Source organism: Acinetobacter sp. V110_1 (assembly GCF_031798975.1).
Classification (GTDB): Bacteria; Pseudomonadota; Gammaproteobacteria; order Pseudomonadales; family Moraxellaceae; genus Acinetobacter; species Acinetobacter nosocomialis_A.
In genome coordinates this window covers 77,348-91,284 of sequence record NZ_JAVQNN010000013.1, presented here as the reverse complement: position 1 = coordinate 91,284, position 13,937 = coordinate 77,348, and the positions used below count along the sequence as shown (strand labels likewise).

General features: G+C 39.2%; 12 protein-coding genes. 8 read left to right on the top strand and 4 right to left on the bottom strand.

Annotated features, from left to right (window positions below):
- Nucleotides 1-53: 53 nt before the first annotated feature.
- A complete protein-coding gene (locus RMA95_RS02985; RefSeq protein WP_004710671.1) occupies nt 54-608 on the top strand; it encodes a DUF2059 domain-containing protein in 555 nt (184 codons plus the stop codon).
- A 24-nt stretch (nt 609-632) separates the two neighbouring features.
- On the opposite strand, the gene RMA95_RS02980 is transcribed toward RMA95_RS02985, so the two are convergent.
- From RMA95_RS02980 to tig, 4 genes are all read right to left on the bottom strand, one after another.
- Entirely contained in the window at nt 633-1,349 is a 717-nt protein-coding gene (locus RMA95_RS02980; RefSeq protein ID WP_006580444.1) for a DUF2846 domain-containing protein, read from the bottom strand.
- A gap of 147 nt (nt 1,350-1,496) precedes the next feature.
- Entirely contained in the window at nt 1,497-2,810 is a 1,314-nt protein-coding gene (clpX, locus tag RMA95_RS02975) for an ATP-dependent Clp protease ATP-binding subunit ClpX (protein WP_002053318.1), read from the bottom strand.
- A 101-nt stretch (nt 2,811-2,911) separates the two neighbouring features.
- On the bottom strand, nt 2,912-3,517 hold the full coding sequence (gene clpP, locus RMA95_RS02970) for an ATP-dependent Clp endopeptidase proteolytic subunit ClpP (protein WP_000289452.1): 606 nt from the start codon (nt 3,515-3,517) through the stop codon (nt 2,912-2,914).
- Nucleotides 3,518-3,710: 193 nt separating this feature from the next.
- Nucleotides 3,711-5,045, bottom strand: a complete 1,335-nt coding sequence (gene tig / locus RMA95_RS02965; protein WP_263612886.1) for a trigger factor — start codon at nt 5,043-5,045, stop codon at nt 3,711-3,713.
- Nucleotides 5,046-5,460: 415 nt separating this feature from the next.
- Here tig and RMA95_RS02960 point away from each other — a divergent pair, with 415 nt between their 5' ends.
- From RMA95_RS02960 to rdgB, 7 genes are all read left to right on the top strand, one after another.
- Nucleotides 5,461-7,749, top strand: coding sequence for a TonB-dependent siderophore receptor (locus RMA95_RS02960; protein WP_311069549.1), 2,289 nt, complete (start codon nt 5,461-5,463; stop codon nt 7,747-7,749).
- A gap of 107 nt (nt 7,750-7,856) precedes the next feature.
- Nucleotides 7,857-8,540: a Fe2+-dependent dioxygenase gene (locus RMA95_RS02955; RefSeq protein ID WP_263612884.1), complete on the top strand. Its 684-nt coding sequence runs from the start codon at nt 7,857-7,859 to the stop codon at nt 8,538-8,540.
- 459 nt (nt 8,541-8,999) lie between these two features.
- Entirely contained in the window at nt 9,000-10,697 is a 1,698-nt protein-coding gene (gene leuA, locus RMA95_RS02950) for a 2-isopropylmalate synthase (RefSeq protein WP_311069548.1), read from the top strand.
- An 83-nt stretch (nt 10,698-10,780) separates the two neighbouring features.
- Complete coding sequence (locus RMA95_RS02945) at nt 10,781-11,941, top strand: homoserine O-acetyltransferase (protein ID WP_311069547.1); 1,161 nt, start codon at nt 10,781-10,783, stop codon at nt 11,939-11,941.
- A complete protein-coding gene (metW, locus tag RMA95_RS02940) occupies nt 11,941-12,534 on the top strand; it encodes a methionine biosynthesis protein MetW (RefSeq protein WP_001217230.1) in 594 nt (197 codons plus the stop codon). The genes RMA95_RS02945 and metW overlap by 1 nt, the downstream gene beginning before the upstream one ends.
- The gene (locus RMA95_RS02935) at nt 12,531-13,118 is read left to right on the top strand and encodes a tetratricopeptide repeat protein (protein ID WP_000751694.1); all 588 of its coding nucleotides are present in this window, start codon (nt 12,531-12,533) and stop codon (nt 13,116-13,118) included. The genes metW and RMA95_RS02935 overlap by 4 nt, the downstream gene beginning before the upstream one ends.
- Before the next feature lie 167 nt (nt 13,119-13,285).
- A complete protein-coding gene (gene rdgB / locus RMA95_RS02930) occupies nt 13,286-13,909 on the top strand; it encodes an RdgB/HAM1 family non-canonical purine NTP pyrophosphatase (protein WP_311069546.1) in 624 nt (207 codons plus the stop codon).
- The last annotated feature ends 28 nt before the right edge of the window (nt 13,910-13,937 follow it).

Sequence of the window (13,937 nt, the reverse complement as noted above, 5' to 3'; positions counted from 1 at the left end):
CTGTGCTATTAATAAATACACCCACCCGCCATAAACTGCATATAGGTCATTTCATGACTATCCGCCCTATTCTTAAAAATCTCTCAATCAGCCTCTGCCTAAGCTGTATTACGACAAGCTTATTTGCTTCTCCTGCCAAATTAAGTTCAGTAAAAGAACTCATGCAAATGAGCCAAATTGATTATTTGCTTAAAGAATCAATTAATGAATTAACACCTTATTATGATCAACAAGCTGAACAGATCATCACTAATATTACGGGCATCAAAACTTTAGGCCCGAAAGAAAAAGAGGCAGCGAAAAAGTTAGGATTACTTTTAAAAGATTCGAGTAACCAGCTCATTAGTAGCCCAAAAACTACGCAAGCCTTACAAGATATTTATTTAAAGACATATACTGAAGAAGAAGTTCAGGCAAATCTGAAATTTTTGAAAACCCCAGAAGGCCAATCGATTACGCGTAAAAACGTACAGATTATGGGACAAATTTCAGAATATATGATGGAGCTGGGTCAACAAACCTTTAATGACCCTAAAGCACGTGATCACATGCAAGAAGAGATGCTTAAAATTATTGCCCCATTGATGAAGGATAAAGAAAAGTCTTAACTTTTCTTTATCCTTTGTAGGCCATTACCACGTTAAAGGGTTCCACAACTTAAATGGTTTAATCAGATGGACATCTGATTTTTCATCATATTTGGCTGGTTTTAGCTCTTGCGGTTTATGTCGAATTTTTCCTGAAGCATCTTCAGCTACAAAGTTGAAGCTAGAAGATTTAAGCTCCGTAAAAGCAATCTCTCTACGTCCGATATTGTCTTGCATTAACATAAATGGGCCAGTGTGTTCACCGCGGTCCATTTTGTTTTCTTCATCGTATTTTAAATAATAAGATGTTCCTGCATCGACCGTAATATCAATATATTTTGGCTCTTGAAAATGAATACCTAATAAAGGCCGACTTGCAGAAATACGATAACTTCCTGCTGGCAGTTCAATCCAGTAATAATGGTTATGCAATAAGCTTGGAATTCGTTTGCCATTTACAAATAAATTAATTGCTGCAATTTCCTGACGGTTCCATTTGGTATCTGGCCGATAGAGATAGACTACTGCTGCATGTTCATTTTGCGGTTTAATCGGAACAAATGTCTGACCTAGTTTTTGGTTGACCCATCCCCCCATGCTAAAACCACCCACATGGTATTGATCAAATACACCAGGTGCTTTATCAACATCAACTTTAGGTAAAGTTGCAGTCAGCTCAGCTGGATTCTTTGCTAAGTGTGATGAACTCTGGCAACCCGCAAGTAATGCGGTACAACTTAATGCAATAATTAAATAACGCATGACATCCCTCAAAGCGTTTTCTTTTGATTTTTCTATATCGCAAAACTATGCGTATTTTGTTTTTTTAGATTAACACCACCTACATGAATTGAAAACAAAAAAAGCATGAATCACGAGCGCGATTCATGCTTTTTAGATGAATGAAATCTAAGCAGACTTCGAATCAATTACTTTTAAATCTGCCTTAGCAACACTTTCATGAGTTGCTGTTTCTTTAGGCTGACGTTCTGGCTTGTAAACAGGTTCAGCTTCACCATTAATCACTGCTTCGTTAATGAAAACTGTTCCTACATCTGTACGGCTTGGTAAGTCATACATTGTTTCAAGTAAAACATTTTCCAAAATCGAACGTAGACCACGAGCTCCGGTATTACGCTCAAGCGCTCGCTTAGCAACTGCACGTAAAGCAGAATCTTCAAATACAAGATCAACATTTTCCATGTTGAACAAGTATTGATACTGGCGAGTTAATGCATTTTTTGGTTCTGTCAAAATTTGCATTAATGCTTCTTCATCAAGCTCTTCAAGCGTCGCAATAACTGGTAAACGGCCAATAAACTCTGGAATTAAACCAAATTTCACTAAGTCAGTTGGCTCAACTTGACGGAACAATTCAGCAATTTTCTTGCTTTCATCTTTTTTCTTCACATCAGCTGTAAAGCCAATTCCGCCTTTTTCTTGGCGCTGTTGTACAATTTTTTCCAGCCCAGCAAATGCACCACCACAAATAAATAAGATATTTGAGGTATCAATTTGAATGAACTCTTGCTGCGGATGTTTACGTCCACCTTGTGGCGGAATTGAAGCTACAGTACCTTCAATCATCTTAAGCAATGCTTGTTGTACACCTTCACCAGAAACGTCACGCGTAATCGACGGATTTTCAGATTTACGTGTAATCTTGTCGATTTCATCGATATAGATAATGCCCTTTTGAGCTTTTTCTACGTCGTAATCTGCTTTTTGCAAAAGCTTTTGTACAATATTTTCAACGTCTTCGCCGACATAACCCGCTTCAGTTAAAGTGGTCGCATCTGCCATAGCAAACGGAACATCTAACAAACGAGCCAATGTTTGAGCAAGTAATGTTTTACCTGAACCGGTAGGTCCAATCAGTAGAATGTTACTTTTAGCAATTTCCACATCTTTAGACACATGACCAGATTGCCCGACTTTCAAACGCTTATAATGGTTATAAACGGCAACAGATAATGTCTTTTTGGCAAGATCCTGACCAATCACATATTGATCAAGCGCAGCACGTATTTCATGTGGTTTTGGCAATGCCTTGCTCGCCCAGTCACCTGCTTCAACCTGTTGACTGGTTTGTACAAGGTCTAAGCAGACATCTACACACTCATTACAAATATATGCGTCCTCGCCCGCAATCAGTTTCCCGACTTCAGACTGCGTTTTACCGCAAAATGAACAATGTTTTTGTCCTTGAGGATGTTCGGACATATTCTCTCCACAAATAGAATCTTAAATATGAGGGCAAGCGATAGGGTTAAATGACTATATGGAGGCGTTTTCTAACAACTCAAGCCACTTAAAACTCCCCCTTATGGACGCTTACTTAATACCTGATCGACTAAGCCATATTCTTTTGCTGCTTGTGCAGTCATAAAGTTATCACGATCGGTATCACGAGCAATCGTGTCATAGTCTTGACCACTGTGTTCTGCCATCAAACGATTCAAGCGTTCTTTAATAAATAGAATTTCACGTGCGTGAATTTCAATGTCTGATGCCTGACCACGGAATCCACCTAATGGTTGGTGAATCATTACACGTGCATTTTCAAGGCAATAGCGTTTACCTTTAGCACCAGCATTTAATAAGAATGCGCCCATAGATGCAGCCTGCCCCATACAGTATGTCACTACATCAGGTTTGATAAATTGCATCGTGTCATAAATCGCCATACCAGCAGTGACTGAACCACCTGGCGAGTTAATATAAAGATGGATATCTTTATCTGGGTTTTCAGCTTCCAAGAACAACATTTGAGCAACAATCAAATTTGCCATGTTGTCTTCAACTTCACCAGTTAGAAAAATGACGCGCTCACGTAAAAGTCGTGAATAAATATCAAAAGAACGTTCGCCGCGAGAAGATTGTTCAACCACAACAGGAACTAAAGCATTTTCAATTGTTGGAACATACATACGTTATTTATTCCTAAATTTTTTGTGACTTAACCTATGGCAACAATATGCGGGATAATTTCTCAAATTGCAAAAGGTTCGCACTGAAATATTATATTATTTATACCTAAGTACTTAACGACGTACTCAAATTAACCACATACCTAAAAATGAAAAAGGCGCCTAAAGCGCCTTTTCCTGACTTCTCAAAAGATTAGCCCATACGGCGAGCTTGTTGTTCTTTCAATAAGTCTTCGTAAGATACTGCTTTGTCAGTCACTTTAGCAGCAGCTAAGATGTGATCAACAACTTGATCTTCTAATACAACAGCTTCGATTTGAGCACGTTGTTGAGCATCATTTTTGAAGTATTCGATCACTTCAGTTGGATCTTCATAAGAAGAAGCCATGTCGTCGATGTAAGCATCAACACGTGATTGATCAACTTCAAGTTTAGCATCAGCTAAAACTTTGCTTACTAATACGCCAAGTTTAACAGAACGCTCTGCTTGTTCTTTGAACAATTCGTCAGGAAGCATGCTCTTGTCAAAAGATTGAGCACCAGCACCACCGAATTGTTGAGTGAACTGTTGAACCATTTGTTGACGTTGACGGTCAATTTCTTGAGCAACCATTGCAGCTGGAACTTCAACTTCGTTAGCAGCAACAAGAGCATCAAATGCAGCTTGTTTAACTTGATTACGTAAACCATTGCGAACTTCACGTTCCATGTTTTTACGAACGTCAGCTTTTAATTTTTCAACGCCTTCTTCTTCAGTAACACCGAAGATTTTTAAGAATTCAGCATCTATCTCTGGAAGTTTAGGTTTTTCAACTTGCTTCACAGTGATTTTGAATTGAGCTGCTTTACCCGCTAAGTTTTCAGCTTGGTAATCTTCAGGGAAAGTTACATCAATTACTTTCTCTTCACCAGCTTTCATGCCAACGATGCCGTCTTCGAAGCCAGGAATCATACGACCTGAACCTAACACAAGTTTAAAGTCTTCAGCAGAACCGCCTTCAAACTTCTCACCGTCGATAGAACCTTCGAAGTCAAAAGTCACTTGCATGTCTTTTTTCGCCATACCCTTGGTTACAGCCCAAGTTTGACGTTGTTTTTGCAAGTTTTCGATCATAGTGTCAACGTCAGCGTCTTTAATTTCAGCTGTTTTACGTTCAACTTCTAAGCCGTCAAATGCTTTTACTTCAACTTCAGGATAAACTTCTACAGTTGCTTCAAAAACTAAAGCATCTTCTTTATGTTCAACTTTCTCAATGTTCGGCATACCTACCGCATTGATTTTTTCTTGTTGAATTGCTTCGAATACGCTGTCACGAATGATGTCATTCACAACTTCTTGATAAATACTTGCACCGTATTCGCGACGAACAACGTTTGCAGGTACTTTGCCCGGACGGAAGCCGTTGATCTTCACAGTTTTGGCAGTGCGCTTCAAACGAGCTTCAAATTGCTCGTTAATACGGCTCGTCGGTACAGAAACATTTAAACGACGGGCAACGCCCGAAACCGCTTCAGTCGTTACTTGCATGGCTTCCTCGATAAAAATTAGTTAGTAGGAACAGTTTTTAAAAAAGTGCTGTATTATATGACAACTTTCAAGATATACAAAATTAACCGATCAGATCAGTAAATTGAAGGCCGTTTTTTCAGTAAATTTCACAATAATTTTATGATTATTTAATTTTTTTTAACTCAACCTTAAGCCAAAGTAATTTTTTAGTTATGCTTCATAAATCTAAAATTACAATTAATTTATCAATAATTATCGCTTTTCATAAAAATTAATAATAATTAATTAATTAGCAATTTTTAGCGACAGAATCCGATTAAATCTTTCATATTTTCTTCACAATCCTATCGGCAAATCCAATTAACACAAACTGTACATATAAATAAGAATTATTATTATTCGCATAACGTTTTATATTTAAGTCCTGAAAGTCATGTCATTGATTAGAACACGTAAAAAAATTGTTTCATCTGCAATCGCATCATCCCTTTCTATGATTGCAACAACTGCAATGGCACAAGAAACTGTTTCACAACTACCAACCATTCATACTCAAGCAACTCACGAAGAATCTTTAAAAGTAGATGAGTCGGCAAATTCAAAATTAGTTGCTCCCCTTTTAGATACTCCAAAATCCGTTTCTATTCTTTCTCAAAAATTAATTAAAGATTCAAACTCTAACACCCTACTCGAAGCTTTACGCTATGAACCAGGTATTACTTTAGGTGCAGGTGAAGGCGGTACCCCATTTACCGATATGCCATATATTCGTGGCTATAGCGCTCAATCCTCTGTCTATGTTGATGGTGTTCGTAATTCAACTTCTCAAAATCGTGACATGTTCGCTATTGAGCAAGTTGAAGTCATTAAAGGATCTTCTTCAGCTCTTGGCGGCGGTGGTGGTGTTGGGGGCAGCATTAACCTGATTCCTAAAGTTGCTCATGAAGGTGATGTTTACCAAGGTAGTGTTCAAGGTGGTACCGATAACTATCGCCATATCCAACTTGATGCAAACAAAGACTTTGGTAATGGTGTTGCTGGCCGAGTTGTAGTTATGGGCCATGAAAATGAAAAAGCTGGTTCAAATGATGGTGCTGAATATGCTCGTGCTGGTATTGCTTCAAGTCTTGCATTTGGCCTAGATACAGCAACTCGTGGAACACTGAGCTACTACTATTTACGTAGTAATGATGAACCAGATGCAGGTATTCCATTCCTTCCTGTTGGTGGGAAACCAATTGATGTAAAACAAGGCATGTATTACGGTTGGAAAGCTCGTGATTTTGATAAACGTGAAAACCATATCGGTACGTTTAAATTAGAACATGATCTCGCTGATGATTTAACATTATCAAATACGATGTCTTACACAAAATCTAAATCAGATTACATCTATACCAATGCAGATGACTCAAAAGGTAATGTAACGAAAAACGGTACTATTTCACGTCGTGCTTTAAGTCGGATTGTAGACACAGATGCTTATAGCGATCAGCTTGCATTAAAAGGTAAATTCAATACTGGTACTCTTAAACACTCTTTTAATACAGGTGCCGAGTGGAGCTACCAACAATCAAATCAAGGAGTTTATACGTTTACAGATGCCTCTGGCACAACATCTACAGTCCATAACACCAGTTGTCCTGTAAGCAGTGCTCTTTCAAATGGCTGGTGTACTTCAGTCAACAACCCAATGAATGGAGCATTTACTGATACTTTAGGTAGCATCAAAAATCAGTATACAACTCGCAGCCGTACTGTTTCTCTTTATGCATTAGATAGCATCGAATTTAATCCACAATGGCTTTTAAATTTAGGCGTACGTTGGGATAAATTCGAAACTGAACGTAAATATAATAAAAATATTTATAAAACTGTTAAAGATATCGATAAAACAAGTACGAGCGGCAACTACACAAATGACGTAAGTATTGCAGCTGGTCAGAAATTCGAAAATGATAGTGACTATTTCTCTTATCAAGCTGGTTTAGTCTACAAACCAACTGAAAATGGCAGTATCTATGCAAGTTTCGCAACTTCTGCAAATCCGGTTGGGGTAGACCAAGGTGATGGTGCAGATGCTTTATCTACTTCTTCTCAACAAGCAAATGATTTATCTCCAGAAAAAGCACGTACTTTCGAAGTTGGTACTAAATGGGATCTATTCAATAATCGTGCAAACTTAACTGCTGCTATTTTCCGTACCGAGAAACAAAATACTCGTATCGCTATTGATGCCAATACCACAACCAATGCTGGTGAAAGTAAAGTTGATGGCTTCGAAGTCGGGTTCAACGGTAAAGTAACCGACAAATGGGAAGTTTCTGCGGGTTATAGCTATTTAGACAGCGAACTAACAAAAGCGGCTTATAACGCAGTTGCACAAGAAGGTAAACCGCTCCCATTCGTCGCTAAAAATAGTGCGACATTGTGGTCTACTTATCGAGTACTGCCTAAGTTAACTCTAGGTGCTGGTGCCGAATACCGCGATAAAGTATTTACCAATACAAATACTGGCACAACAATGCTTGAAGACAAATATTTGCCAACTTATACCATTTACAATGCTATGGCTAAATACGATGTCAACAAGAACGTAAACTTACAGCTTAATATCAATAACATTTCTGATAAACGCTATTTTACAAGTGCTCACCCAGCTCACTATGCATTTGAAGGTAATGGTCGTAATGCTGTTTTAGCCATTAACTTTAAATACTAAAACTTAATTCCATAATTCATTTATGGAATTAATTAAAACACATATAAGATAGCCTCACTCTGAGGCTATCTTTATAAATGAAGTATCTGTTTAAAAAGGTGTTTGCTGTGATTCATCATATCCCGAATGTATTAAGCAAAGAGCAAGTTGCCGAGTTTCGTAAACTCATGAAAGAGGCAAATTGGGTAGGTGGTAAAGTGACTGCTGGCACCTTATCTGCTTCTGTTAAAAGAAATCAGCAACTCTCGGAGCAAGACCCACTTACTCATCATTTAAGCGATATTGTCATCAAAGCAATTTGGCAAAATCCAGTGTTTCAGGCCGCGGCCCTACCCCACAAAATTATTCCACCGCTTTTTAATCGTTATGATGAACATGAAAGCTTTGGTTTCCATGTAGATAACTCAATTCGTCTTATCCGTGGTACAGCGGAACAAATTCGTACCGATTTATCTTGTACCTTATTTTTAAGCGAACCAGATGAATATGAGGGTGGTGACCTAGTGATTGAAGATACTTATGGTTATCACGAAGTTAAATTACCTGCTGGTGACGTAGTTCTCTACCCTTCTACTAGCTTGCATGAAGTCAGTAGTATTACATCAGGTACTCGATTTGCTTCTTTTTTCTGGGTACAAAGCTTAGTACGCGACGATAGTAAACGACATCTTCTCTTTAATTTAGATGAAAGCATACGTGAACTACGGAAATCACATGGTGATAGTTATACTGAAGTCATGAAACTCACCAACATCTATCACAACCTTATCCGTATGTGGTCAGAACTGTAACTCTATTTATTTTTGCCTTATTTAGTCTAATTAATTATTTTTATCTCAATAAGGCAAAATAATGAAAATTATTTTCGATAAAATATAGAACAATGCAAAATTAGAAAATTATTTTCTGAACACTGAAATTAAAATGAGTATAAGACTTTTGCACAACGTGTAATCATTGTTTAGATGTGGTATATCTAAACAATAAGCATATTAGCAAACCACCAAACTTACTATTACATGGTCTATAGATGAAAACGAATCACTTGTTTGCCCAGCCTACTCAAGCAAGACATCATCTTGAACTCCTGATGCTGCGCCTCGCGCGCGTATAAATTTTTGTCTGCATTTTAGAGCAGACCTTTTCAAATTCCCTTTAATTTTTCTGTATTAGATACCATATATAACTGTAGAACGTTGCCTTTCACACGATACCTAGAGCAACCGTGCTACGAGATAAGGAGTTTTCTCATGATGTTGGCTGACCCTAGCAAAAAATACCGCCGTATGTACCAGCGAGTCGATTTACCAGATCGCCAATGGCCAAATAACGAAATTACAAAAGCGCCAATCTGGATGAGCACGGATTTACGTGATGGTAACCAAGCAATTTTTGAACCGATGAACATGGAACAAAAATTCAAAATGTTCAAAATGCTTGTAAAAATCGGTTTTAAACATATTGAAATCGGTTTCCCGTCTGCATCTCAAATTGACTTCGATTTTACCCGCATGTTAATCGAAGAAAATCATATTCCTGATGATGTCTACATTGAAGTTTTGGTTCAGGCACGTGACCATTTAATTGAGCGTACTTTCGAGGCTTTAGCAGGTGCTAAGCGCGCAATTGTGCATATTTATAACTCTAACTCTCCAACCTTCCGCCAAAAGGTATTGAATGTAGATGTAAATGGCGCAAAACAGTTGGCGGTGAATGCAGCTCAGAAAGTGAAAGAATATGCTGCACAGTATCCTGAAACTGACTGGATTTTCCAGTACAGCCCAGAATGTTTCTCTGCAACCGAATTAGAAGTCGCAAAAGATGTCTGTGATGCCGTCACAGAAATTTGGGATGCACGTCCAGATCATAAAGTGATTTTAAACTTACCTGCTACTGTCGAAGTTTCTACGCCAAATGTTTATGCAGACCAAATTGAATGGATGCATCGTAACTTGGCACGTCGTGATGGCGTGATTATTTCTGTTCACTGCCACAATGACCGCGGCTGTGGTATTGCTGCATCAGAACTTGCCATTATGGCCGGTGCTGACCGTGTCGAAGGCTGTGTGTTTGGTAATGGTGAACGTACAGGTAACGTTGACGTTGCTGCGATTGCATTGAACATGTACACCCAAGGTGTAGCACCAGAGTTAGATTTCTCTAACATTAATGAAGTGATTGCAACAGTTGAAGAATGTACTGGTTTACCTGTACACCCTCGTCATCCATATGCAGGTGACTTGGTATTTACTGCATTCTCTGGTTCACATCAGGATGCAATCAAAAAAGGCTTTGAATACCAGAAAAACGAAGAAATCTGGGATATGCCTTACTTGCCCATCGACCCGAAAGACTTGGGCCGTGACTACGATGCTGTAATTCGTGTAAATAGCCAGTCTGGTAAAGGTGGTATCGCTTACTTATTGGAATCAAACTACAACGTTGTATTGCCGCGCCGTTTGCAAATCGAATTCAGTCAGGTTGTTCAACAATATGCTGATGAGAATGGTACAGAAATTAATGCCAAAGAAATCTGGACCTTGTTTAAAGACGCATATGTCGATGTGAAGAACCACCATTACACAGTCAAAAACTATAAGTTATCTGACATAAATGGTACTCAAATCATTGAACTTGAGATCGACGTTGAAGGTGAGACTCAGCAATTACGTGGCGAAGGTAATGGTCCTATCTCTGCATTCTTAAATGCACTTCAATTACCAATTGACGTATTGAACTATGAAGAACGTAGTATTAGTTCAGGTGCAAATGCTAAAGCATTAACCTTAATTGAACTTCAAGTGAAAGGTACTGGTAGAGGCTCGTTTGGTGCGGGTGTTCACGACAACACAGTCACCTCATCAATTGAAGCAATTATTGCATGTACCAACCGTTTGATTGATCAAGGTGTTTTAAGTACAGATCAGGTTGTTGCCGCCGCTGTTTAATTAAAAAAAAGACTTTGGAAAGGATACCTAGCTTGGTATCCTTTCTTTTTATTCCTGAAAGATTTAAAAGGCGAAATGTTCCCGTGTCTTTTCCAGCTGACTCAGTGGGGTTAGTCACTCCGCAAAAGTTCCAATTTGAAGAACCCTTACATCTTGAATGTGGCCGTGTTTTACCACGCTTTGAGTTAATGGTTGAAACTTACGGCACTTTAAATGCAGATAAATCGAATGCGATTTTGATCTGTCATGCCCTTTCCGGACATCATCATGCAGCGGGCTATCACCATGAAGATGATAAAAAAGCTGGATGGTGGGATAGCTGTATTGGCCCGGATAAGGCAATCGACACAAATAATTTTTTTGTAGTTGCACTCAACAATATTGGTGGATGTAGTGGATCGACTGGTCCAACTTCACCAAACCCTGAAAATGATAATCGCCCTTATGGACCAGATTTTCCACTAGTAACGGTACGCGACTGGGTTAAAACTCAAGCCATGCTTTCTGACCGTTTAGGAGTAAGTGTTTGGTATGCAGTAGTTGGCGGATCATTAGGGGGCATGCAAGCACTACAATGGTCAGTAGACTACCCTGACCGTTTACAAAAATGTGTCGTTATTGCTAGCGCGCCAAAGCTTTCAGCACAGAATATTGCATTTAACGAGGTGGCACGTCAGTCCATCTTGTCTGACCCAGACTTCCATCATGGTCGTTATTTAGAAAATGACAGCTATCCAAAACGAGGCCTAATTTTGGCTCGTATGGTAGGCCATATTACCTATCTTTCTGAAGAAGCGATGAAGCAGAAATTTGGTCGTGATTTAAAATCTGGCAAGTTTATGTACGGTTTTGATGTCGAGTTTCAGGTCGAAAGCTACCTGCGTTATCAAGGTGAACAGTTTAGCCGTAACTTTGATGCCAATACTTATCTGATTATGACCAAAGCTTTGGATTATTTTGATCCATCACGTGAGTACGGTCATTCACTTACAGATGCGATGAGTAAAACCAAATGCCAGTTCTTAATTGTTTCGTTCACAACTGACTGGCGTTTTGCACCAAGCCGTTCACAAGAAATTGTAGATGCGCTCATTACCAACCATAAGCCGGTAAGTTACCTCGATATTGATGCTGAACAAGGTCATGACTCGTTTTTATTCCCGATTCCACTGTATGTCAAAACACTGCGCGCTTTCTTAGGCGGTGAAGAACATTTAAAATCGACATCACTGGAGGCAAGCTAATGCGTATTGATCAACAACTGGCAGAAAAGTGGATTAAACCCGGCTCTAGCGTACTCGATTTAGGGTGTGGTGACGGTGAATTACTCGCTCATATGAGCCAAAAGCATCAAATTCGTGCTTATGGTTTAGAAATTGATCAAGAAAAGATTGCAATTGCCGTCAGTCGCGGGTTAAATATTATTCAACAAGATTTGAATCTCGGTTTGAGCCGTTTTGCCGACCAGTCTTTTGACTATGTGGTCATGGCACAAGCTTTGCAAGCCGTAGATGCACCCGATGTTTTATTAAGAGACATGGTGCGTGTGGGAAAACAGGCCATTATTACCTTTCCAAACTTTGCACACTGGAAGACTCGCTCTTTTCTAGCATTAAAAGGGATGATGCCTGTATCGGATGCTCTACCATATATGTGGTATAACACCCCCAACATTCATTTATGTACGTTTAAAGATTTCGAAGCACTGTGTGCGGAAAATCAAATACAAATTATTAATCGACTCGCCGTCAATGGAAACCAGCAGGGAAGCCTGTTAAGCAAACATGTTCCGAATTTGTTTGGTGAAGTCGCTATTTATCGAGTGAGTGCACTATGAAAAAGACATTATTTAGCACACTAATTGCAGGACTGCTAAGTATGCAGGCTCATGCAGATTATATCGCCCAGCCACAATCGGTTGCTAGCCAGGCTGCGCGCTTCTCCACAATGGGGATTCATGACCTTCAAAAAGCAGCTCAAGCTGGCCAAGCTGGCGCACAATTTTATCTTGGAACACGTTACCAATACGGTAAAGATGTAGCAAAAGACGATAAACAGGCATTTACTTGGTTTAAAGCTGCTGCTGACCAAGGTTTATCACCAGCACAGTTAAATGTAGGCCGTATGTACGCCGACGGCATTGGTGTTAAGAAAGATGAGTCTATGGCTCGTAAGTATTTCGAAAAAGCTGCAAGCAATGGTGATAACCGTGCAAGCTATAACCTCGCAATGATGGAAGAGCAAAAGAAAAACTACGTAGGTGCTTACCAGTGGTATGAGCTTTCGACTCGTGATGGCATGCTCGACAATAAAGTGATTAGCTTATCTGAAGGTAAAAAGACAGCTCTTGCCGCAAACTTAACTCAAGAGCAAATTCGTATGGCACGCGACCGTGCGGATAAATGGATTCAAGCTCAATAATAATCCAGCTCAAACTTACTCGACTAAAACCACCTTATAGCACCTATAAGGTGGTTTTAGTTTTTAAGCTTCTAATTTTATATTCTATTTGTTTTACTCTATATCCCCTTCCAAAAAACACGTAACATAACTGGCGTTCAATATTGGTTATAAAGTTTGGTTATCTTATGTCTACCCCACATTGGTTTGATCAGGGCTCTTTAGTCCTTGCAAGTAATAACAAAGGTAAAGTCGCAGAGTTTGAAAAACTTTTTGAACAGCTTAAGTTACCTGTAGAAATTATTCCTCAAGGTCGCCTTAATATTCCCGACGCCATTGAAGACGGCTTAAGCTTTATTGAAAATGCCATTATTAAAGCACGTCATGCCTCTAAAATTTCAGGGAAACCTGCTATGGCTGATGACTCAGGTATTTGTGTTCCTGTTTTAGGTGGTGCACCTGGTATTTATTCAGCACGCTATGTTGGAGAACATGGTGACGATACAGCGAATAATGCCAAGTTATTAAATGACCTTCTGCCTTACCGTAAAAATGGTGAAGTGATTGAAGGTATGTTTGTGTGCGTACTTGCTTTAGTGACCCACGCGGAAGATCCATTGCCACAAATTTTCCAAGGCATCTGGCACGGTGAAATTTTAGAAGCGCCGCGTGGTGAAAATGGTTTCGGTTATGACCCACTGTTCTGGTTACCAGAGCTTCAAGTTTCTAGCGCTGAGTTGTCTAAAGAAGATAAGAATAAGATTAGTCATCGTGGCCAAGCGATGCAGTTATTCAGAGAAAGTTTAGTATAATTTTTTCCATATAGCCTTTGAATACCAC